We start from the raw sequence: 20,138 nt of genomic DNA, 5'->3' as shown, positions 1-20,138 counted from the left end.
CCGCATCGCCCACCGCAACGCCAGCTCGGAACAACAGGCCGGTCTCCGGGCTCGCGAGTTCCGGGCGTCTGTCGCGACGCTCGACGCTGGCGGCAACCTTCCCAGGTGCACCGACCCAGTGGTTGTGTTTGCCGCTTGCTTCTCGCACACCGTTGCGGGGGCAGCGCCGGCATCGTGCGGGCCCGAAGGCGCACACACCGGCTTCCCGTTTAACCCGGCGCGCTTGTGTCGCCGGGCACCTGTTGCAGCGGCGGATGGTAGCAGCCCGGCCGCTCAGCCTTCGGCCCCGGTGTCGTTCTTGCGCAGCCCGCGGATGTTCATGGCCGCCAAGCCCAGCTGCAGCGCGACCAGCGCCCAGCCACTGGTGTGCACGCCCCAGACCACCCACAGCACGTTGCTGAGCAGGAACACCCAGAAGCCATGGGCGCGCCGCTGTTCCGAGGCCGAGGCGACGAGCCAGGCGGCGGCGAGCGAAGCGGCCATGGCGGGCCATTGGATGAGGTCGATGAAGTCCATGGTGGGTGGCGCTGTGGGGCAAAGTGGAGCCGCCACCCTAGCGCCGGCGCGCGGTGCCCGCATGTCGCGCAGATGCCAGCCTGCAGGTAGGACGCCTGCCGGCCCTGTGCCCTTGGTTGCCATCGGCGTGGGCTGCGCAGGCGGCCTTGGCTTGGCGAAAGCGTCCGACGGGTGCGTCAGCGCTTGTCCGCTGCAAGGTGTGCGCAGTGCCGGGGAACAGTGCAGTGGCGTGCGCAGAGCGCGCGCTCCATCCCTTCACCCCGCTCACCACTCGCCATGTCAGCCCCCCATTTCCAAGCGTCGTTGCCGTCCGTTCCCGCAGCCCTGTCGCAGGCGCCTGCCATCCGCCTGTACGGCAAGGTCGACCAGGCCATGCTGGCCGAGTTCCTGCGCCAGCGGGCCGAGGCGCCGGCCGATGGCCCCATCGTGTTCGAACTGTCCACCTCGGGCGGCGATGCCGACATGGGCCGGCGCATCGCGCAGGAGATCCGCGCCTGGCGCCAGGGTGGCGCGGCGCTGTACTTCCTGGGCAAGTCCTATGTCTACTCGGCCGGTGTGACCGTGATGGCGGCGTTCGCGCGCGAACGCCGCTTCCTGACCGCCGACTGCGAGCTGCTGGTGCACGAGCGCCGGCTGCGCAAGACGCTGCAGCTGGACGGCCCGCTGCATGCGTGCATGGTCCAGGTCAAGGGCGTGCTGGCCGAGATCGTCTCGGGCCAGCGGCTCGAGCGTGCGGGCTTCGCCGAACTCGTGCAGGGCTCCAGCCTATCGCTGGCCGACCTGGAGGCCCGCGTGCGCGACTGCGACTGGTATGTGCCGGCGGCCGAGGCGCGCGAGCTCGGCCTGGTGGGTGGCATCGTGGGTTGAGGCACGCGGCTTGCAGGCCGGCCCGCGCCGATGCCGCTGCCAGAATCCCCCGATGCACCAAGAGCCCGACTTCTTCCAGAACCTGCGCGCAGAGTTCTCCAGCTGGCGCCTGTGGCTCGACCGCGCGATCGTGCTGGGCTATGCGATCGCTGCCGGGCTGTTCGTCGTGGGTTTCACGGTGGCGGCCGAATGGGCCTTCGGCTGGTTCGAGCGCCTGCACCATGCCCAGCCCTGGGCCGTGCTGCTGTGGACGCCGGCGCTGACCGCCGGCATCGTCTGGGCCACGCGGCGCTGGTTTCCCGGCGCCGGCGGCTCCGGCATCCCGCAGATCAAGGCCGCGCTCGACCCTGCCGTGCTGCCCGGGCAGCGCGGCCTGTTCGCCTCGCTGCGCCTGACCCTGGCCAAGATCGGACTGGGCGTCGCGGGCTTCGCGGCGGGCCTGTCGATCGGGCGCGAAGGCCCGTCGGTGCAGGTGGCCGCCGGTGTCATGCAGCACGCGCGGCGCTGGCTGTCGCCCGGCAGCCAGATCGACACCCGGGCACTGCTGATCGCCGGCGGCGCCGCCGGCATCGCGGCCGCCTTCAATGCGCCGCTGGCGGGCGTGGTGTTCGCCATCGAGGAGCTCTCGGGCCGGCTCGAGGCGCGTGCCAGCGGCCTCATCATCACGGGCATCGTGCTGGCCGGCCTGGTGGGCGTCTCGGCCTTCGGCAACACCAGCTACTTCGGCATCATCCGCGTGCCGGCGCTGGGCTGGGACCTGTTCGGCCCGGGCCTGCTGGTGGCGCTGGCCAGCGGCGTGGCGGGCGGCCTGTTCGCGCGCCTGATGATCGCCTCGCTGACCGGATCGCCGCAGCGCCTGAACCGGTGGCGTGCACGCTGGCCGGTGCGCTTCGCGGCCACCGGCGGGCTGCTGGTGGCCGCCATCGGCCTGGCCACTGGTGGCGCCACCTTCGGTGCGGGGTCTGACGCCGTCAAGCAGATGCTGGCCGGCCACGACGAGCTGTCGCCGCTGTACACGCTGCTCAAGTTCATCGCCACCTGGCTCACGGCCTGGTGCGGTGTGCCGGGAGGCATCTTCGCGCCCTCGCTGTCCATCGGCGCGGGCATCGGCGACGGCATCGCGCAGCTGGCCGCGCCGGGGCTGGGGCCGGCGCTGATCGCCATGGGGATGACCGGCTTCCTGGCCGCCGTGACGCAGGCGCCGCTGACGGCCTTCATCATCGTGATGGAGATGGTGGACGGGCACTCCATGGTGCTGAGCCTCATGGCCACCGCCATGCTCGCGAGCCTGGTGTCGCGCATGCTCAGCCGGCCCTTGTACGCGACGCTGGCCGAGCACATGGTGGCGGCTTCCCGCGCGAACGCGCCCAGGCCTTGAACCGCGCGCCCGGCCGCGGGGGCATGCCGCTCAGTCCCCAGCGGCGACCGGCGCGCGGCGCGGCGACCGGGCCGGCTTGCCCTGCTGGGCCCAGCCGGCCTGCTCGATGAGCCGGCCCAGTTCGCGCACGGCCGGGTCGTGCTGGCCGGCAGCGTCCTCGCTGTAGACCAGCGTGAAGTCCAGCATGGGCAGTGGCGGCAGACCGTCCTTGGCGTCGAGCACCCGCATGCCCGGACGCAGGTTGTCGCGCGTGAACGGGGCCACGGCCAGGCCGCTCAGCGCGACCGCGCGCAGGTCGTGCAGGCTGTGCGAGCTGAAGGCCGCGTGCCAGGCGATGCCGGCCTGGTTCAGCGCGTCCATGGCGATCTGGCGGCACACGCAGGGCGGCGGCGAGTAGGCCAGCGGCAGCGAGTCCGCGCGCGACCAGATGAAGCCTTCGGCCGCGGCCCAGACCATGGGCTCGCGCTGCAGAAGCCGGCCCGGGGCCGCGCCCGGCTGCGCCACCACCACGGCCAGGTCGAGCTCGCGCTCGCGCACCATGCTGGCCAGGTCGAGCGTGAGGCCCACGCTGACTTCCAGCCGCACCTTGGGGCAGCTGCGCGCGAACTGGCGCAGCAGCTGCGGCAGGCCTTCGCGCATGAAGCTCTCGGGCACGCCGAAGCGCACCGTGCCCTCGATCGGCGAGCAGCGGAAATGCCGCGCCAGCGCCTCCTGCGCCTGCAGGATGCGCTGCGCCAGGCGCAGGAAGTCCTCGCCGTCGGCCGTCAGGCGCAGGCTGCGCGTGGTGCGCAGGAACAGCGGGCGGCCCACGAGTTCCTCCAGCCGCCGGATCTGGTGGCTGACCGCCGACTGCGTGAGGTGCAGCTGCTCGGCCGCGCGCGTGAAACCCTGGGCCGCGTGCACGGCGATGAAGGCCTGCAGCAGGCCGGTGTCGTAGCTCATGGCTGCGAGATTAATGAATCTTGGCACTGAATCCTAGAAAAATTCATCATTTGCATCATGGGTGAGGGGTCTTGAGAATCCCCATCCCCGATTGCTCCCTGCCGCCCATGCCGCCCATGCCGACCCATCCCGCCCTCGCGCTGTCCGCCACCTGCCTCGCCGCCCTGTTGTTCGGCCTGGAGATCTCCAGCGTGCCCATCATCCTGCCGGTGCTGGAGGCGCAGCTGCAGGCCGGCTTCCAGGACCTGCAATGGACCATGAACGCCTACACCATCGCCTGCACCACGGTGCTCATGGCCACCGGAACCTTGGCCGACCGCTATGGCCGGCGCCGCGTGTTCGGCCTGAGCGTGGCGGCCTTCGGCGTTGCCTCGCTGCTGTGCGGCCTGGCGCCGCACATGCCCGCGCTGATCGCCGCCCGCTTCGTCCAGGGCCTGGCCGGCGGCGCCATGTTCATCTGCTCCATCGCCATCCTGTCGCATCAGTTTCCCGAGGGCAGGGCGCGTGCGCGGGCCTTCGCGGTGTGGGGCGTGGTGGCCGGCATCGGCCTGGGCTTCGGGCCCGTGGTGGGCGGTGCCATCGTGGCGCTGGCCAGCTGGCACTGGGTCTTCCTCGTGCACGCGCCGCTGGCCCTGGTGTGCCTGGCCCTGGTCCGCGCTGGCGTGGCCGAGTCCAGCGACCCGCAGGCGCGTCAGCAGCGCCTGGACTGGGCCGGCATCGCCACGCTGACCGTGGCCGTGCTGGGGCTCAGCTGGCTCATCACCCAGGGCGCCAGCCTGGGCTGGACCAGCCCGGCCGCGCTGGGCCTGCTGGCCGCCACACTGGCGGGCTTGGCGGGCTTCGTCCTGGCCGAGCGCCGGCATCCACACCCGATGTTCGATTTCTCGGTGTTCCGCATCCGCGACTTCTCGGGTGCCATCCTCGGCTGCGTGGGCATGAACTGCAGCTACTGGCCCTTCATGGTCTACCTGCCGCTGTACTTCACGGCCGGGCTGGGCTGGGACACCACGGCCACCGGGCTGGCGCTGCTGGTCTACACCGTGCCCTTCCTCGTGATGCCGCCGATCGCGCAGTGGCTGCTGCTGCGCTACCAGGCGCGCACCGTGATCCCGGCGGGGCTGTTCGCGATCGGCCTGGGCTTCGTGGGCATGCAATGGGGCAGCCGCTTCGCTGAGCTGGGCGGCTGGACGGTGCTGCCCGGCGCCTTGCTCGCCGGCATCGGCCTGGGCCTGACGACCACGCCCGCGACCAACATGACGACCTCGGCCGTGCCGCCCGAGCGCGTGGGCATGGCCTCGGGCATGGACACCAGCGCGCGGCTCATCAGCTTGGCGCTCAACATCGCGGCGATGGGCGGGGTGCTGGTGGCCGGCATCGCGGCGGCGCTGCGCACGGTGTTGGGGCAGGGTGTTCCGGCACCGCAGCTGCGCGCGCTGGCCGAGCAGCTGGCGGGCGGCAATGTGGCGGGCGCCCGGCAGGTGCTGGCGACGCTGGCCGGGCCCGACGCGGCGGGCACGGCGCTGCAGGCGGCCGTCACGCAGGGCTTCGGCACGGTGATGCTGTACGGCGCGGTCGCCGTGTGGCTCACGGCGGTGGCCAGCTGGGCGGTGCTGCGCCGGCCGCACCCCGCCGCGGGGGCCGCGGCCACGGCCTGATGCACGGCTACGACGGCTGCCGGTCCACGGGCCGCGCCTCGGCGCCGGAGCGCAACAGCGGCGGTTGCAGGCGCCGGGCCAGCACCACGTGCAGTGGTTGCCAGGCCGCGGCCATGGGCGAAGGCTCCTGACGCCAGACCAGGGTGTCGCCGGCGATGCGCCCTGCCGCATGCAGTTGCTGGAGGCGCTCGGTGGCGACGGGGCCGCGCTTTTCCTGCGCGGACATGTACCACCAGGATCCGTCCGGTGCGTCAAAGGTGTTCATGCAGGCAACGTAGCAGACGATGACGGCATTGGGAATCCGCAGGAAGGAGGAAGTTCCGCGGCGCGGCGGCCCGTGCGCTGGTTGCGCCGGCAGGACATGGCGCGCGCCCGGAGGACCGGGCCGCCTTCGGCGCGGCCTCGACCACGTGCGTGCAGCCCGGCTGCTTCCAGGCCGTCTGCAACGCGTCCAAGGCCGCGCAAGCTGGCCGAGCCGGGGGAGGGTGGGGCGCGGAGCGGCACGCTGCGGTCAGGGGCGCAGCCGGTAGTCGGCAAGGAAGACCAGTCGGGAGGGTGTGCCCTGGTCCAGCACCGTGAAGCGCAGCAGCTTGATGGACTGCGGCCCGAACCGGGCGCGCAACGGCCCGTCCTGCATCCTGGCGGCGAGCGCGCGGACCGCCTGCTCCTGGCCCTCGATCTCTGCGCTCAGAACGCCTGCCGAACAGCTCCGCGCGACGCAGCGGGCGAAGGCAGCCGGCTGTTGCAGGTCGGGGAAAGACAACTGTTCGTTCATGGCACCACCACCTTTGCGACATGCGCGCGGCACCAGCCGCCGCGGACATGTCGCAAATTGTGTCGATGCCGCGGATGTTCGTGCGTAGGACAGCAAGCTGATCGCGTGCGGCAGGCGCTGGTGCCTCTCCTGGTGCGGGCCGCTGTCCTGGGGGCTGTCGCTTTTTTTGCACACAAATTCCCGGCCTTTCGTTGATTTGGTGGATGTCTTGCGGCCCGGCAGGCCGCAACCTCGTCTGCGTATCCAACAGCGCCGGGAGACACGCATGGAACAGGTCGGGAACCAGGCCGCGACGGCGTGCAGGCTGGCGGCGAGCGCGACGTTGTTGCGCCGGCACGCCGAGCGTGTGCTCTACCGCCAGTGCGACGAAGACGCGATGGTGGCGGCCCTGGGCGAGATGGTCGACGGCCTGCCGCCCGACGCGTTGCAGAGCCTGGTCACGCTGGCGGCGTCACCGGGCGGGGGCGCCGTCGGCGCTGCGCTGCGTTCGCAGATCCATGCGGCGGCGGTGCGCTGCAGCGAGGAACAGGTGGCTGCGCAGGATGGCCGGCGCGCGCATCTGTTCGCGCTGCCCATGGCCATCGCGGGGCCGGAGCGCCCGCGCCACCGGTCCACCGCGCTGGCGGCCGAACAGCTGGCCGCGATCGCCCGCGCGCTGGGCGGCGCCCAACTGGCGCCCGATGCCGAGGTCGCGGTGCTGCCCTGGTTGCTCAGTGCGCACGAGGCCGTGTTCCTGAGCCTCGGTGAAGTGCACCTGTTCAAGCAGCACCTGTGCGCGGGCCGTCCTGCCGCCGCCATGCAGGCCCTCGCCATGGCCGCAGCGCAGCAGCATGCTGCCACGCGCGCGCACGTCGCCCTGGTCGAGCAGACGGAGCTGCGCCTGCGCGACCATGTGGTCCTTCTGGTCGGCATCGCGCGCCGCGCACAGGACGCCGCCGCGCCGTTTCCCTTGCCTGCCCTGCGTGGCGGCACTGCGGCGCAGGAAGCGGCGGAGCAGGGCTTGGCGCAGGCGCTTGGGTGCGCGCTGGAACTGCTCAAGCCGGCTGCGGCATGGAGCGCCAATGTGCCGGGCTGCAGTGCCTTGCCGCGTGCCATGCCGGCCGACCTCGCGCACGGGGCGTGGAAGCCAAGCGCGGGGGCGCCGCTTGCGGGGCTGCATTGACGCGGGCAGCGGGGGGGCGCCACGTCGTTGGCCCACGGTGGCTGTCTGGTTCGTCCGGCGAACAGGGCGCGCCTGTGGCCAAGCTCCGGATTCCAGCGCCGCTCGGCCGCCCAAGAAAGGACGCACTGCCGGCCCCGGGCCGCCGAAGATCGACGCCCCACGGCAAGGGGAACACAGGCGGCGATCGGGGCCATGTCCCACGGTCGACCTGTCAGGTTTGCCAGCCAAGGCGGGCAGGCATGCCACGCGCCTTCTCTAAGATCGGCGAAGACATGAACAGGGAGGCGACGTGGCCGATGAAGAGCGCGAAGAACAGGGGGCTGCGGCCAACGGCGATGGCGCGTTGCTGGACGTTCTGCGCCGGATCGAGAGGGCGAACTTTCCGTTCCGCGTCGGCACCCCGGCGCTGGTGGCGGAGATCGAGGCACTGCTGCGCGCCGGCCTGGTCGAAGGCGGCGTCGGCCGCTCGCCGGTCGACGCGGGGAAGATCGCGGTGGTGCGCAGGATCTCTGCGCTCGGCCGGGCCCGGCTGGCGCTGACGCGCGACTCCGCGCGCGGCGCGCTGGAATGGTAGCCGGCGCCGCCACCCACGTCGTCGACACATGACGTCCGGCAACGCCATCGAGATGAAGTCCTTCGCCGACCTGAGCTCCCTGTTCGCGCAGTGAGCGCGGCCCTGGCCTGCGGCGGCCAGGCCGATGCGCAGAGCGCTCCCTTGAAGAAGGTCCAAGAATCCGGCGCCATCGCCATGGGCACAGGACTCATGCACCAGAGCATGGAGCCCAGGTCGGGCTTGCAGACAGCGATGAAGGTCTTGAGTTCGGTGATCAAGACTCAGCCAGCGAAGGGTGGGGCGCTGCGACCGGCCAGGGCCTGCTCTGCTGCCGCGCGGGCATGGATGGCCGTGGTGTCGAACAGCGGCACCTCGGCATCCTGTGGGCCGATCAGCAGCGAGATCTCCGTGCAGCCCAGGATGACGGCCTGCGCGCCCCGGGCTGTGAGCCGGGCCAGCACCTGCTGGAACGCCTGGCGTGACTGCGGCCGCACGACGCCCAGGCACAGCTCTTCGTAGATGATGCGGTGGACACAGGCGCGGTCCTCGGCGTCCGGAACGATGACCTGCAGGCCGTGGCGCTCGACCAGTCGGTCGCGGTAGAAGGGCTGCTCCATGGTGAAGCGGGTGCCGAGCAGTCCCACGGTCGAATGGCCGGCGGCCTGGACCGCGGCCGCCGTGGGATCGGCGATGTGCAGCAGCGCAATGCCCACCGCCGATTCGATGCGCGGCGCCACCTTGTGCATGGTGTTGGTGCACAGGACCAGGAAGTCGGCGCCTGCGCGCTCCAGCGCGCGTGCGGCCTCGGCCAGCACGGTGCCGGCCTTCTCCCAGTCGCCCGCATGCTGGAGTTGCTCGATCTCGTGGAAATCGACGCTGTACAGGATCAGCTGGGCCGAGTGCAGCCCGCCCAGGCGTGCCTTGACGGTCTCGTTGATCTGGCGGTAGTAGGGCACCGTCGATTCCCAGCTCATGCCGCCCAACAGGCCAATGGTCTTCATGTGCTCCACCTTGCAATCCATCGGCCGTTCCACGGTGTCCGCGGACGGGGCATGGCAGCCCGTGCCCAGTGCGAAGGGCCACTGTAGCGGCTGGCCGCCCGTGCTGGTTCCGCCGGTCCAGGTCGGTGGGCAGGTCGCTTGCGCGTTGCCTGCCTTCGGATCGGCGGCACCGGCGCAGCCGACAAGTGTCGACTCCCCATCGGTATGCGTCTGGCTGCGGATGGCTTGTGCCCATTGGCTGCAAGGGTTGGATTTTGACGCTAGGCTAGCCCGTTTCAGTCAGCGAAGCCCGCTAGAACGCAACCATTGCCAATGCACGTGCACAACGACCCTGGTGAGGGTCAGGCGCGAGGTTCCGTCGCCCCTGCGCTCACACTGACCGCGACCTTGTTGTTCCTCTGGGCAAGCTACGTGGCGGCGTCGCGCCTTCCGAACTCGACCGGTTGGGAGAACGGCCCCGTCGAGAATCTTCAGGTGGCCATGCTGCTGGCCGGAGGGCTTGTTGCCCTCCACGGTGGCCATGTGCACCAGCCAGGCCGGCTTCGAACCTTCTGGCGCCTGATGGCTCCGATCTGGTTCGTCCTCGCCGTGCGTGAACTCAGTTGGGGCGCTTGTTTCCTGCCGCCGTACGATGTGGCAATCGAGACCGGCCCCAAGTTCTCTTCTTCTGTCCAACTGTGGTATCGGCCTGCGGTTCCGTATCTGCTGCTGGCCCTTCTCGGCCTGCTGCTCTTTCAGTTTGTTCGGACCGGCCAGATCTACTTTCTCGCCGCGCTCTGGAAGCGCCGGCAAGTGCCATGGGTCGAACTCTCCTGCGCAGTGCTCTGCATGCTGGCGTCTGGCGCCGCAGAAGGGCACCTGCATGTTGACCTTGCCTTTGAGCACCACTGGATGGCTCAAAACTTCGAGGAACTGTCAGAGACTGGCGCATATGCCCTGGTTTTGATGGCGCAGTGGCGCGTCTTTCGCGACAGCATCCTGCAATCTCGCGATGCTTCGGGCGGGCTTGGCCGTTGAATCTGCAGTGCCGGTCAGCCCTTGGTTGCGGTACGCGAGACTTTGGCCGCGTTCACTCGCACAGCTCTGGCCTGACAGGCCCTCGCGACGGCCACGTGGTCGTGGGTGAGGCCTTCGACATCGCCCAGTCCCATCGGCAGCATGGGTTGAGCGGGAAGGCTTGGAGATGGCGTGCAACGGTGCTCTTGCGCGTGCCTGTTGGCCCGCCAGCGCGCGTGTGCTCGAGTGCGTGGCGCCGTCGGCCGGCTTGGTATGCCAGGCCTTGTCGATCAACTGGGCAACCTGCTCATCGGCCAGACTGATGGATCTCCAAGGACGCCTCACCCCAAGCAGTTGTGTGCCGATGGATTGATGGGGCAGAACACTAGGCGCTGGCCACCAGCAGGTAGCCGTCCGCAACACGCCGCCTGGCGATGCCGCTGAAGGCCAGGTCGACCGCGTCGGCGTTCGCCAGTGCACTGCTGACCTGGCGCCCCAGCGAGGTGCCGATCCGGCCCCAGGTCGTCACCGTGGACCAGGCGCCCCACAGGTCCTGCAGCCGCCGGAACTCGTAATAGCGTTGCCGCTCGCCGTGCTCCCATCGCGCATAGCCTGGTGCGGCACAGGGTGCGCCAGGCGGATTCGGTAGGGGGGAGTCGCTCATCGGGGGCTGCCGGGGTGTCGTGGGGGGCGGCGATGGTAACGGCTCTGCCAGGCGCCGCGTGCCCTTGCACGGCGCCAAGGCCGGGGTGTGCACAGGCCTCAGCGTGCAGGCTGCCAGCCCCCGCCCAGTGCCGCCACCAGCGCCATGCTGGCGGCCAGCCGGTCGGCCTGCACATCCAGCAGGTCGCGGCGTGCCGTCAGCGCGAGGTTCTGCGCCGTTGCGACTTCGAGGAAGCTGATCTCGCCGGCCGCGTAGCGGTAGCCGACGACCTGTTCGTTCTCGGCTGCCAGCGCCACCAGGCGCTGCTGCTCGCGCTCCTGCTCGGAAAGAAGGGCCAGCTGGGCCAGCGCGTCCTCGGTCTCGCGCACGGCGGCCAGTACGCCGGCGCGCCAGGCTGCGGCCTGCGCGTCGTAGACGGCCAGGGCCTGGGCCTCGGCGGCGCGGCGTGTGCCGCCGTCGAACAGCGTGGCGGCCAGGGACGGGCCCAGCGACCACACGCGCGCCGGCGCGTCCAGCAGGCTGGCCAGTCTGTCGCCTTGCAGGCCGCCGCTGGCCGACAGCGTGAGGTCCGGCAGCCAGGCCCGTTGGGAGACGCCCCACTGCGCGTGGGCGGCCGCCAGTTGCCGTTCGGCCGCGGCCAGGTCGGGGCGGCGGCGCAGCAGTTCGGCCGGCAGCGCGGTGGGCACGGCCGGCATGGCTGGCAAGGCCTGGTCGTGCGCGGCAATGCGCAGCTCGGCCGGCGTGGCGCCGGCCAGCAGCGCCAGGGCATTGGCTTCGAGCGCGCGCTGGCGGCCAATGGCGAACACCTGCGTGCGCAGCGACTGCAGCTGGGTCTCGGCCTGGATCACGTCGGCGCGGGCCACCAGGCCGGCCTGGTACTGCGCGCGCGTGAGTTCGAGCGAGCGCGCGTAGGCGGTCTCGGCCCGGGCCTGCAGGGCCAGCTGCGCGTCGCGCGCGCGCAGCCGCACATAGCCTTGCGCGGCCGACAGCTGCAGCGCGAGCCGCGCGGCGTCCAGCAGCGCGGCCTGGGCCTGGGCGCCGGCCTCGGCAGCGCTGCGCTGCTGTGCCACGCGGCCCCAGAGGTCGGGCGTCCAGGCCAGCGTGAGGCCGGTGGACAGCGCCGTGCCGGTGCCGGTGGCACTGCTGGCGCGGCTGGCACCGCTGCGCGTGGCGGTGGCGCTGGCACCGAGCTGCGGCTGCTCCAGCGCGCGCGCGGCATCGACCAGGGCCAGGGCCTGGCGCCAGCGGGCCTCGGCCTGCGCGAGTTCGGCATTGGCCTGGCCGACCTGGCGCAGCAGGCGGTCGAGCTCGGCGTCGGCATATGCGTTCCACCAGTCGGCGGCGATGTCAGGCGTTTCGGCAGCAGGCGCGGCATGCACGAAGGCCGGCGGCAGCACGATCTGCGGCGCCTGGTATTCGGGCGTGCTGGCACAGGCGCTCAGCAGCGCGGCCAGGATGGCGTAGGCAGGGCGGGGCAGGAGCATGGTGTCAGGCGGGCGCGGCCGCGTGGCGGATGAAGCGCTGGCGCAGGCGCTCCAGGGCAAGGTAGACCACGGGCGTGGTGTAGAGCGTCAGCAGCTGGCTCATGGCCAGGCCGCCGACGATGGCGATTCCCAGCGGGCGCCGCAGTTCCGAGCCTTCGCCCAGGCCCAGCACCAGCGGCATGGCGCCCAGCAGCGCGGCCAGGTTGGTCATCAGGATGGGGCGCAGCCGGCGCAGCGCGGCCTCATGGATGGCGGCCTCGGGCGCGAGGCCCTGTTCGCGCTGCACGACCAGCGCGAAGTCGACCATGAGGATGGCGTTCTTCATGACCACGCCGATCAGGAGGAACAGGCCCAGCAGCGCAATCAGGCTGAACTCGGTGCCCGACAGTGTGAGCGCGAGCAGCGCACCGACGCCGGCCGAGGGCAGCGTGGACAGGATGGTGAGCGGGTGCAGCGTGCTTTCGTAGAGCATGCCCAGCACCAGGTAGACCGTCAGCAGTACCGCGAGGATCAAGAGCGGCTGGCGCTTGAGCGTGGCCTGCAGGCTGCCGGGATCCTCGCCGCGCTCGCCATGGCTGATGCTGGCCGGCAGCATCACGCCGCCCACGGCCCGCGCGATGGCCTGCTGCGCCTGCTGCAGCGAGATGCCGGGTGCCAGGCCGTAGCCGATGCCGATGGCGGCAGACTGCGCGTCGTGGAACACGCGGTCGCGCGTGAGGCCGTAGCGCCAGCTGGCGACGGCGCTGAGCGGCACGCGCTGCCCGGCCTCGCCCTGCAGCTGCACTTGGGCCAGCGCCGCGGGCTCGCTGGCGTTGCGCGGATCGGCTTCCATGACCACACGGTACTGGTTGAGCGGGTCGTAGATGGTCGCCACCTGGCGTTGCGAGAAGGCGTTGTTGAGGGCGGATGCGATGGTCTCCATGCGCACGCCGAGCCGGCGTGCGGCCTCGCGGTCCACCTCCAGCACCACCTGCTGGGCCTCTTCTCCCCCTGGAATGTCCACGCCGACCAGCTCTGGCAACTGGCGCAGCGCCTCGCCGACCGGCCGCGTCCAGCGGCGCAGGTCTTCGAGCGAATCGGAACGCATCACGAACAGGTATTCCCCGTCGCCGCCCTGGCTGGACAGGCGGATGTCCTGGTCCACCCACAGGATCAGGATGCCGCCGGCCACGGCCGGCGCGGCGGCACGCAGCCGGGCGGCCACGTGGGCAGCCGGCTCGCCGCGCTCCGCGAGCGGCTTCAGGCGGATGCGGAAGAACGAGTTGCTGATGCCGCCGCGCCCGCCGCTGGAGCCCGTCACGTCGGCCACACCGGGGTCGGCGACGAGCAGCTTGCGGAAGGTCTCGATCTTGGGCTGCATGACCTGGAACGAGAAGGCGTCGTCGCCGCGCACGAAGCCGCCGATCTGGCCCGTGTCCTGCTGCGGCAGCATGCCCTTGGGGATCGCCAGGTAGAGCCAGACGTTGAGCGCCACGGTGGTGGCCAGCACCAGCAGCGTGGGCACGCGGTGGCGCAGCGCGAAGGCCAGGCTGCGGCCGTAGCCCCGCTGCAGATCGGCCAGCAGGCCGGCGAACCAGCGCGCAGCGCGGCCCGGCGGCTTCGGCGCGCCGGCCGGCAGCCCGTGCGCGCACAGGGCCGGCGTCAGCGTGCCTGAGACCGCCAGCGAGATCAGCATGGCCGCCACCAGCGTGATCGCGAACTCGCGGAACAGCCGCTCGACCACGCCGCCCATGAACAGCGTGGAGACGAAGACCACGACCAGCGCCAGGTTCATGGCCACCAGCGTGAAGCCGACCTCGCCCGCGCCGCGCAGGGCCGCGCGCCAGACCGTGCGGCGGCCGACCTCGCGCTGCCCGGCGGCGGCCTGGGCGGCGCGCGCGCGCTCGGTGTGGCGCTGGATGTTCTCCAGCACCACGATGGCGTCGTCCACCACCAGGCCGGCGGCCACGATCAGCGCCATCAGCGAGAGGTTGTTGAGCGAGAAGCCCTGCCACCACATCACGGCGAAGGCGCCGACCAGCGAGACCGGCAGGGCCAGTGCCGGGATCAGCGCGGAGCGCATGCTGCCCAGGAAGGCCCAGACCACGGCCACCACGAGCGCGCAGGACAGCAGCAGCGTGACCTTTGCCTCGCGCAGCGTGGCGCGGATGCCCGGCGAGCGGTCCATCACCACGCGCAGCTCGGTGTCCGCCGGCAGCAGCGCGCGCAGCTGCGGTAGCTGGGCGCGGATGGCGTCGGTGGTCTGCACGATGTTGGCGTCGGCGCGGCGGCTGATGAGCAGCACCACGGCCGGGCGGTCGTTGTGGTAGCCGCTGGCGTAGCGGTTCTCGGTGGCGTCCGTGACCTCGGCCACGTCGGCCAGGCGCACCAGCGCGTTGGCATCGTGCCGCACCACCAGCTGCGCGAAATCGGCCGCGGTGCGCAGCGGCGCGGCCAGCGTGAGCTGCCAGCGCCGTGCGTCCTGCTCGACCTGGCCCAGCGGCTGCCAGGCGTTGGCATCCGCCAGCGCGCTGCGCACATCCTCCAGCGCCATGCCGCGGTGCGCCAGCGCCTCGGGGTTGACCTGCACGCGCACGGCCGGCAGCGAGGCGCCGTCCACGCTGACCTCGCCCACGCCGACGATCTGCGCGATCTTCTGCGCCAGGATGGTGGAGGCGTTGTCGTAGAGCTTTGATGACGGCAGCCGCGGCGAGGACAGGGCCAGCGCCATGATGGGCGACTGCGAGGGGTTGAGCTTCACAAAGCCCGGGTTCTCGCGCATGCCCGAGGGCAGCTGGCTGCGCGCGGCGTTGATGGCGGCCTGCACCTCGCGCGCGGCCTCGTCCACGTTGCGGTCCAGGTCGAACTCCAGCGTCACGCTGGTCGCACCCTGGTTGCTGCTGGACTGGATGCGCTGCACGCCGGCGATGCTGCCCAGCGCGCGCTCCAGCGGGCCGGCCACGGTGGCGGCCATGCTCTCGGGGCTGGCGCCGGGCAGGTTGGCGCGCACCTGGATCACCGGGAAGTCCACGCGCGGCAGCGGCGCTACGGGCAGGAGGCGCAGGGCCAGCAGGCCCGCGAGCAGCACCGCGATGGCCAGCATCGCGCTGGCCACGGGCCGGTGGATGAAGAAGCGCGAGAGGGTCTTCACGCAGCTTGCGCCTGCGGCGCGCGCCGCTTGCCCAGGCGGTCGAAGGCCAGGTAGACCACGGGGGTCGTGAACAGCGTGAGCACCTGGCTCACGATGAGCCCGCCCACCATCACGATGCCCAGCGGCTGGCGCAGCTCGGCGCCCGAGCCGCTGGCCAGCATGAGCGGCACGGCGCCGAACAACGCGGCCAGCGTGGTCATGAGGATGGGGCGGAAACGCAGCAGCGCGGCGCGGTGGATGGCCTCGCGCGCAGGCATGCCGAGGCGGCGCTGCGCGTCGAGCGCGAAGTCCACCATCATGATGCCGTTCTTCTTGACCAGGCCGATCAAGAGCACGATGCCGATCACGGCGATCAGGTCCAGCGGACGGTCCATCAGCAGCAGCGCGGCGAGCGCGCCCACCGTCGCCGAGGGCAGCGTGGACAGGATGGTCAGCGGGTGCACGGCGCTCTCGTAGAGCATGCCCAGCACCAGGTACATCACGACCACGGCCGCGAGGATCAGCCACAGCGTGTTGGCCAGGGAACTGCGGAAGGCTTCGGCCGCGCCCTGCAAGCGCAGTTCCACGGACGCTGGCAGCGCGATCTCTTGCTGCACGGCCTGGATGGCGGTCACGGCCGCGCCCAGCGACTGGCCAGGCGCGAGGTTGAACGACAGCGTGACGGCCGGGAACTGGCCCTGGTGGTCGATGGCCAACGGCGCTCGGCGCTCGACCACGCGCGCCACCGCGGACAGCGGCACGGGGCGTGCATCCGTGGTGGATGGCTTCACGTAGATGCCCTCCAGCGCGCGCAGGCCGCCACCGGCCGCGTCATCGCTCTCCAGCACCACACGGTACTGGCTGGCGTGCGTGAACAGGGTGCTGATCTGGCGCTGGCCGAAGGCGCTCTGCAGGGCCGAGGCGATGTCGGCCATGCGCAGGCCCAGCCGCGCTGCGGCATCGCGGTCGATCTCCAGGCTGGCCTGCAGGCCCTCGCGCTGCAGGTTGTGGGCCACGTCGGCCAGCTCGGGCCGCTGGGCCAGGGCCTGCTGCATGCGCTGGGTCCAGTCGGCCAGCAGGGCGCTGTCGGGCGAACTCAGCGTGAACTGGTATTGCGTGCGGCTCACGCGGTCTTCCATGCCGAGTTCCTGCACGGGCTGGAACCAGGCCTGGATGCCGGGCACCTGCTGGGCGCGCTGGCGCAGGCGTTCGATGAGTTCAGCCGCCGAGACGCTGCGCTCGGCATGCGGTGCCAAGGTCAGCAGCATGCGGCCGCTGTTGAGCGTGGGGTTGTTGCCGTCCACGCCGATGAAGGACGAGACGCTGGCCACGGGCGGCTGGTCCAGCAGCGCGCTGGCCAGGGCCTGCTGGCGCTCGGCCATCGCGGCGAAAGACACGCTTTGCGGCGCCTCGGTCACGACCTGGATCGCACCCGCGTCCTGCACCGGGAAGAATCCCTTGGGCACAGCGAGGTAGAGCAGGGCCGTCAGCACCAGCGTGGCCAGCATGGCCAGCAGCGCGAGCGGCTGGCGGGCCAGCACCCAGTCGAGCGCGCGGCCATAGCTGTCGATCGTGGAGGAGAGCCAGTCGCGCTCGGCGTGTTTGGCGGGGCGCGTCAGCATGCGCGCAGCCATCATGGGCGTCAGCGTGAGCGAGACCACGAGCGAGATGGCGATGGCCACGGCCAGCGTGACCGCGAACTCGTGGAACAGCCGGCCCACCACATCGCCCATGAACAGCAACGGGATCAGCACGGCCACGAGCGACACCGTCAGAGAAACTAAGGTGAAGCCGATCTCTCCCGCCCCCTTGAGCGCGGCCTCCATGGGCCCGGCGCCGTTCTCGCGGTGGCGCGCGATGTTCTCCAGCATCACGATGGCGTCGTCCACCACGAAGCCCGTGGCAATCGTCAGCGCCATCAGCGAGAGGTTGTTCAGCGAGTAGCCCAGCAGCAGCATGGCCGCGAAGCTGCCGACCAGCGAGAGCGGCACGGCCACGCTGGGGATGATGGTCGCCGGCAGCGTTCGCAGGAATACGAAGGTGACCAGCACCACGAGGCCGATGGCGAACAGCAGCTCCTTCTGCACATCGCGTACCGAGGCGCGGATGCTCTCGGTGCGGTCCGACACGATCTGCACCTTGACGGCCGCCGGCAAAGTGGCCGTGAGCTGCGGCAGCAGCGCGCGCACCTGGTCGGCCACGGCGATCACGTTGGCGCCGGGCTGGCGCTGGATGTTGAGCAGCACGGCCGGGGCCAGGCCGCATTTCGCGTTCTGCTCCGGCGCGCAGGCCATGCCGGCCCAGGCCGCGAGGAAGCGGTCCTCTGCACCGTCGCCGACCTGCGCCACATCGGCCAGGCGCAGCGGCGCGCCGTCCTTCCAGGCCACGACCAGGCGGCGGTACTCCTCCACCGAGCGCAGCTGGTCGTTGGCGTCCAGCATGGTGCTGCGGATCGCGCCGTCGAAGCTGCCCTTGGGCTGGTTGCTGTTGGCCGCGGCAATCGCGCTGCGCAGCTCCTCCAGCGTGAGACCGTTGGCGGCCAGCGCGCGGCTGTTGGCCCGCACGCGGATGGCGGGGCGCTGGCCACCGGCCAGGCTCACCAGGCCCACGCCGGGCAGGCGCGAGAGCTGGCCGGCCATGCGCGTGTCCACGAGGTCGACCACGCGCGGCAGCGCCAGCGTGTCCGACGTGATGGCCAGCGTCAGGATGGGCGTGTCGGCCGGGTTGACCTTGCGGTAGATCGGCGGCGTCGGCAGGTCGGTGGGCAAGAGGCTCGCGGCCGTCTGGATCGCCGCCTGCACCTCCTGCTCGGCCACGCCCAGGTCGACCTGCAGCGCGAACCGCAGCGTGATGACCGAGGCGCCGGCCGAGCTGGTGGAGGCCATCTGCGCCAGGCCCGGGATCTGGCCCAGCCGGCGCTCCAGCGGCGCGGTGACGGTGCGCGCCGTCACGTCGGGGCTGGCGCCGGGCTGGAAGGTGAAGACCTGGATGACGGGGTAGTCCACCTGCGGCAGCGCGGCCACGGGCAGCTGGCGCCAGGCCAAGAGGCCTGCGATCAGCACGGCCAGCATCAGCAGCGCCGTGGCGACCGGGCGCAGGATGAAGGGGCGCGACAGGGAGGAGGGGGAGGCGGGCGCAGCCACGGCGTCAACGCGCCGCAGGGGCGGGTTGCTCCGCCGTGGCCAGTGGCGAGTTCGCCGGCAGGTCGGGTTGCTCGACCAGGGTCACCGCGCGGCCGTCCTCGAGCCGGTCCAGGCCTTCGAGCACCACGGGCTCGCCGGCCTGCAGCCCCTTTTCGACCACGGTGCGGCCGCCGCCTGCGGGCCCCAGTGTCAGCATGCGCACCTGCGCCTTGCCGTCGGCGACCACGTAGACATAGCTGCCGCGCGAGCCGAACTGCACGGCGTCGGTGGCCACGGTCACGGCGCCGGGCAGCGCGCGCAGCGCCAGGCGCAGGTTCACGAACTGGTTGGGGAACAGCGCGTCGTCGCTGTTCTCGAAGCGCGCCTTGAGCTTGAGCGTGCCGGTGGCCGCATCGATCTGGTTGTCCAGCGTGTCGAGCCGGCCCGCGGCCAGGCGCTGGCGGTTGTCGCGGTCCCAGGCTTCTGCCACGGGCGTGCTCTTGCCCGCATGCGCGAAGCGCACCTCGGCCACCTGCGGCTCGGGCACGTTGAACAGCACGGCCACGGGCTGGGTCTGCGTGAGCGTGAACAAACCGTTGGTGTCGTTGGCCGTGACCAGGTTGCCGGCGTCCATGCGGCGCAGGCCGACGCGGCCCGCGATCGGCGCGGTGATGCGCGTGTACGAGAGCTGCAGCCGCGCGTGGTCGACCTGGGCCTGGTCGATCTGCAGCGTGCCGCGCAGCTGCTGCACCTGGGCGCGCTGGCGCTCCAGCGTCTGGCGCGCCACGGCATCGCGCTGGAACAGCTGCTCGTAGCGCGCCAGCTCGCTCTCGGCGTTGCGCAACTGGGCCAGGTTCTGCTGTTGCTGGCCCAGCATCTGCGCCAGCGCCACGCGCAGCGGCTCGGGGTCGATCTCGGCCAGCAGCTGGCCGCGCGCGACCTGCTGGCCTTCGCGCACCAGCACGCGCGCCAGCTGGCCGTTGACGCGGCTGCGCACCGTGACCGTGTCGAAGGGCATGACCGTGCCGATGGAGCGCAGCTGCACGGTGAAGTCTTCGCTGCGCGCGGGTTCCACGCGCACGGGCACTGCGCCGGACCACGGGTCGGGCCCGGGCGGCGGCCCCTTGGGCGGGCGCAGGAGAACGTGCCAGACCAGTGCGCCGGCGCCGGCCAGCAGGCCCAGCCAGAGCATGCGACGGGGCCAGGGGCTGCGAGAGGAATGCGCAGGAGACAGCGCGGAAGAATCGTCCGTGGCGGGCATGGGTCGGCGGCGTTGGTGGGGCTGCGTGGCCGCGGCGAGAGGTGCGCGAGGCACGGGCGGCCAGCGGTGGCTCCGGCACCTCGCGCAAGGCGGCCGGCACCGTTTCAAATGATAACAACTCGCAACGGCGCGCCGAACCAAAGACCCGCCACGGCGGCGGGCCGGTGAGAACCGTTCTCAGCGCACGATGGAGACGAGCACGCTGCAGTGCGCATGCTCGATCAGTGCGCCCGAGATGGCACCCTGCCACCAGCGCGCGGCCCAGTTCTCCAGGTGCTTGTGGCCGACCACGATCAGGTCGGCGTCGATCTCCTTGGCGCGGCGCGTGATCTCGGTCACCGAGTCGCCCGTGACCACCTCGCCGGTGACGTTGTGGCCGGCGGCGCGCAACCGCGCCAGGCCGGCGTCGAGCACGGCCTGGTGGCGCCCGCGTTCGCGCTCCTCGGCCACCTGGTCGTACACCCCCACCTCCAGGCCGATGGAGCCCACGTGCAGGGGCATCACGGCGATCAGCGTCAGGGCCGCACCGCTCAGGTGGGCCAGGTCGCCGCAGTCGAGCAAGGCCTTCTGGCCGGCTTCGGACCCGTCGTAGGCGAGCAGGATGCGCTTGTACATGGCGGAACTCCCTGGGTTGTGGTGGTTGCAGTCTAGGC

At 71.5% G+C, this 20,138-nt stretch carries 17 protein-coding genes and 1 riboswitch; of the genes, 6 read left to right on the top strand and 11 right to left on the bottom strand.

What is annotated here, in order from left to right; all coding sequences use genetic code 11:
* Window positions 1-18 precede the first annotated feature (18 nt).
* Window positions 19-258: riboswitch (cobalamin riboswitch) on the bottom strand.
* Window positions 259-273: 15 nt separating this feature from the next.
* Entirely contained in the window at window positions 274-516 is a 243-nt protein-coding gene (locus ASF45_RS31735; protein ID WP_056673102.1) for a hypothetical protein, read from the bottom strand.
* Window positions 517-819: 303 nt separating this feature from the next.
* On the opposite strand from ASF45_RS31735, the gene ASF45_RS31730 reads away from it, so the two are divergent.
* The gene (locus tag ASF45_RS31730) at window positions 820-1,383 is read left to right on the top strand and encodes an ATP-dependent Clp protease proteolytic subunit (RefSeq protein WP_056673099.1); all 564 of its coding nucleotides are present in this window, start codon (window positions 820-822) and stop codon (window positions 1,381-1,383) included.
* Window positions 1,384-1,435: 52 nt separating this feature from the next.
* Window positions 1,436-2,761 carry a chloride channel protein gene (locus tag ASF45_RS31725; protein WP_056673097.1) on the top strand — a complete coding sequence of 442 codons (1,326 nt, stop codon included), beginning with the start codon at window positions 1,436-1,438 and terminating at the stop codon, window positions 2,759-2,761.
* Window positions 2,762-2,791: 30 nt separating this feature from the next.
* Here ASF45_RS31725 and ASF45_RS31720 read toward each other — a convergent pair whose 3' ends face one another.
* Window positions 2,792-3,703: a LysR substrate-binding domain-containing protein gene (locus ASF45_RS31720; RefSeq protein WP_056673092.1), complete on the bottom strand. Its 912-nt coding sequence runs from the start codon at window positions 3,701-3,703 to the stop codon at window positions 2,792-2,794.
* Between the two features lie 107 nt (window positions 3,704-3,810).
* Here ASF45_RS31720 and ASF45_RS31715 point away from each other — a divergent pair, with 107 nt between their 5' ends.
* Window positions 3,811-5,358 carry an MFS transporter gene (locus ASF45_RS31715; protein WP_056673091.1) on the top strand — a complete coding sequence of 516 codons (1,548 nt, stop codon included), beginning with the start codon at window positions 3,811-3,813 and terminating at the stop codon, window positions 5,356-5,358.
* Window positions 5,359-5,365: 7 nt separating this feature from the next.
* On the opposite strand, the gene ASF45_RS31710 is transcribed toward ASF45_RS31715, so the two are convergent.
* Both ASF45_RS31710 and ASF45_RS31705 read right to left on the bottom strand, forming a co-directional pair.
* Window positions 5,366-5,623: a DUF4339 domain-containing protein gene (locus ASF45_RS31710; protein ID WP_082551392.1), complete on the bottom strand. Its 258-nt coding sequence runs from the start codon at window positions 5,621-5,623 to the stop codon at window positions 5,366-5,368.
* A gap of 246 nt (window positions 5,624-5,869) precedes the next feature.
* Window positions 5,870-6,133 (bottom strand): hypothetical protein, encoded by a 264-nt coding sequence (locus ASF45_RS31705; RefSeq protein WP_056673085.1) that lies wholly within the window; start codon window positions 6,131-6,133, stop codon window positions 5,870-5,872.
* Between the two features lie 265 nt (window positions 6,134-6,398).
* Between ASF45_RS31705 and ASF45_RS31700 the strand changes: the two genes are divergently transcribed.
* Both ASF45_RS31700 and ASF45_RS31695 read left to right on the top strand, forming a co-directional pair.
* Window positions 6,399-7,295 carry a hypothetical protein gene (locus ASF45_RS31700; protein ID WP_056673082.1) on the top strand — a complete coding sequence of 299 codons (897 nt, stop codon included), beginning with the start codon at window positions 6,399-6,401 and terminating at the stop codon, window positions 7,293-7,295.
* Window positions 7,296-7,584: 289 nt separating this feature from the next.
* On the top strand, window positions 7,585-7,869 hold the full coding sequence (locus ASF45_RS31695) for a hypothetical protein (protein WP_056673078.1): 285 nt from the start codon (window positions 7,585-7,587) through the stop codon (window positions 7,867-7,869).
* Window positions 7,870-8,129: 260 nt separating this feature from the next.
* Here ASF45_RS31695 and ASF45_RS31690 read toward each other — a convergent pair whose 3' ends face one another.
* Complete coding sequence (locus ASF45_RS31690; RefSeq protein WP_056674358.1) at window positions 8,130-8,849, bottom strand: aspartate/glutamate racemase family protein; 720 nt, start codon at window positions 8,847-8,849, stop codon at window positions 8,130-8,132.
* A 318-nt stretch (window positions 8,850-9,167) separates the two neighbouring features.
* Here ASF45_RS31690 and ASF45_RS31685 point away from each other — a divergent pair, with 318 nt between their 5' ends.
* Window positions 9,168-9,866, top strand: coding sequence for a hypothetical protein (locus ASF45_RS31685; RefSeq protein ID WP_156473256.1), 699 nt, complete (start codon window positions 9,168-9,170; stop codon window positions 9,864-9,866).
* A gap of 364 nt (window positions 9,867-10,230) precedes the next feature.
* Here ASF45_RS31685 and ASF45_RS35720 read toward each other — a convergent pair whose 3' ends face one another.
* From ASF45_RS35720 to ASF45_RS31660, 6 genes are all read right to left on the bottom strand, one after another.
* Window positions 10,231-10,509 (bottom strand): WGR domain-containing protein, encoded by a 279-nt coding sequence (locus ASF45_RS35720; RefSeq protein ID WP_156473255.1) that lies wholly within the window; start codon window positions 10,507-10,509, stop codon window positions 10,231-10,233.
* 98 nt (window positions 10,510-10,607) lie between these two features.
* Window positions 10,608-11,993 carry an efflux transporter outer membrane subunit gene (locus tag ASF45_RS31680; RefSeq protein WP_056673073.1) on the bottom strand — a complete coding sequence of 462 codons (1,386 nt, stop codon included), beginning with the start codon at window positions 11,991-11,993 and terminating at the stop codon, window positions 10,608-10,610.
* A gap of 4 nt (window positions 11,994-11,997) precedes the next feature.
* Window positions 11,998-15,075: an efflux RND transporter permease subunit gene (locus ASF45_RS31675; RefSeq protein WP_056674355.1), complete on the bottom strand. Its 3,078-nt coding sequence runs from the start codon at window positions 15,073-15,075 to the stop codon at window positions 11,998-12,000.
* Between the two features lie 44 nt (window positions 15,076-15,119).
* Window positions 15,120-18,173, bottom strand: a complete 3,054-nt coding sequence (locus tag ASF45_RS31670; protein WP_056674351.1) for an efflux RND transporter permease subunit — start codon at window positions 18,171-18,173, stop codon at window positions 15,120-15,122.
* 76 nt (window positions 18,174-18,249) lie between these two features.
* On the bottom strand, window positions 18,250-19,485 hold the full coding sequence (locus ASF45_RS31665) for an efflux RND transporter periplasmic adaptor subunit (RefSeq protein WP_056673071.1): 1,236 nt from the start codon (window positions 19,483-19,485) through the stop codon (window positions 18,250-18,252).
* Between the two features lie 177 nt (window positions 19,486-19,662).
* Entirely contained in the window at window positions 19,663-20,100 is a 438-nt protein-coding gene (locus tag ASF45_RS31660; protein ID WP_056673068.1) for a universal stress protein, read from the bottom strand.
* Window positions 20,101-20,138: the final 38 nt, after the last annotated feature.

The organism is Pseudorhodoferax sp. Leaf265 (assembly GCF_001422365.1).
Lineage (GTDB): Bacteria > Pseudomonadota > Gammaproteobacteria > Burkholderiales > Burkholderiaceae_C > Pseudorhodoferax.
The sequence above is the reverse complement of the archived record's forward strand: the minus strand, read 5'-3'. Positions and strand labels throughout refer to the sequence as shown.

Bases quoted from the DNA above. Each gene is read 5' to 3' on its own strand.
- ASF45_RS31735 (WP_056673102.1), bottom strand. From the start codon at position 516: ATGGACTTCATCGACCTCATCCAATGGCCCGCCATGGCCGCTTCGCTC.
- ASF45_RS31725 (WP_056673097.1), top strand. From the start codon at position 1,436: ATGCACCAAGAGCCCGACTTCTTCCAGAACCTGCGCGCAGAGTTCTCC.
- ASF45_RS31720 (WP_056673092.1), bottom strand. From the start codon at position 3,703: ATGAGCTACGACACCGGCCTGCTGCAGGCCTTCATCGCCGTGCACGCG.
- ASF45_RS31715 (WP_056673091.1), top strand. From the start codon at position 3,811: ATGCCGCCCATGCCGACCCATCCCGCCCTCGCGCTGTCCGCCACCTGC.
- ASF45_RS31710 (WP_082551392.1), bottom strand. From the start codon at position 5,623: ATGAACACCTTTGACGCACCGGACGGATCCTGGTGGTACATGTCCGCG.
- ASF45_RS31705 (WP_056673085.1), bottom strand. From the start codon at position 6,133: ATGAACGAACAGTTGTCTTTCCCCGACCTGCAACAGCCGGCTGCCTTC.
- ASF45_RS31700 (WP_056673082.1), top strand. From the start codon at position 6,399: ATGGAACAGGTCGGGAACCAGGCCGCGACGGCGTGCAGGCTGGCGGCG.
- ASF45_RS31690 (WP_056674358.1), bottom strand. From the start codon at position 8,849: ATGAAGACCATTGGCCTGTTGGGCGGCATGAGCTGGGAATCGACGGTG.
- ASF45_RS35720 (WP_156473255.1), bottom strand. From the start codon at position 10,509: ATGAGCGACTCCCCCCTACCGAATCCGCCTGGCGCACCCTGTGCCGCA.
- ASF45_RS31680 (WP_056673073.1), bottom strand. From the start codon at position 11,993: ATGCTCCTGCCCCGCCCTGCCTACGCCATCCTGGCCGCGCTGCTGAGC.
- ASF45_RS31675 (WP_056674355.1), bottom strand. From the start codon at position 15,075: ATGCTGGCCATCGCGGTGCTGCTCGCGGGCCTGCTGGCCCTGCGCCTC.
- ASF45_RS31670 (WP_056674351.1), bottom strand. From the start codon at position 18,173: ATGCTGGCCGTGCTGATCGCAGGCCTCTTGGCCTGGCGCCAGCTGCCC.
- ASF45_RS31665 (WP_056673071.1), bottom strand. From the start codon at position 19,485: ATGCCCGCCACGGACGATTCTTCCGCGCTGTCTCCTGCGCATTCCTCT.
- ASF45_RS31660 (WP_056673068.1), bottom strand. From the start codon at position 20,100: ATGTACAAGCGCATCCTGCTCGCCTACGACGGGTCCGAAGCCGGCCAG.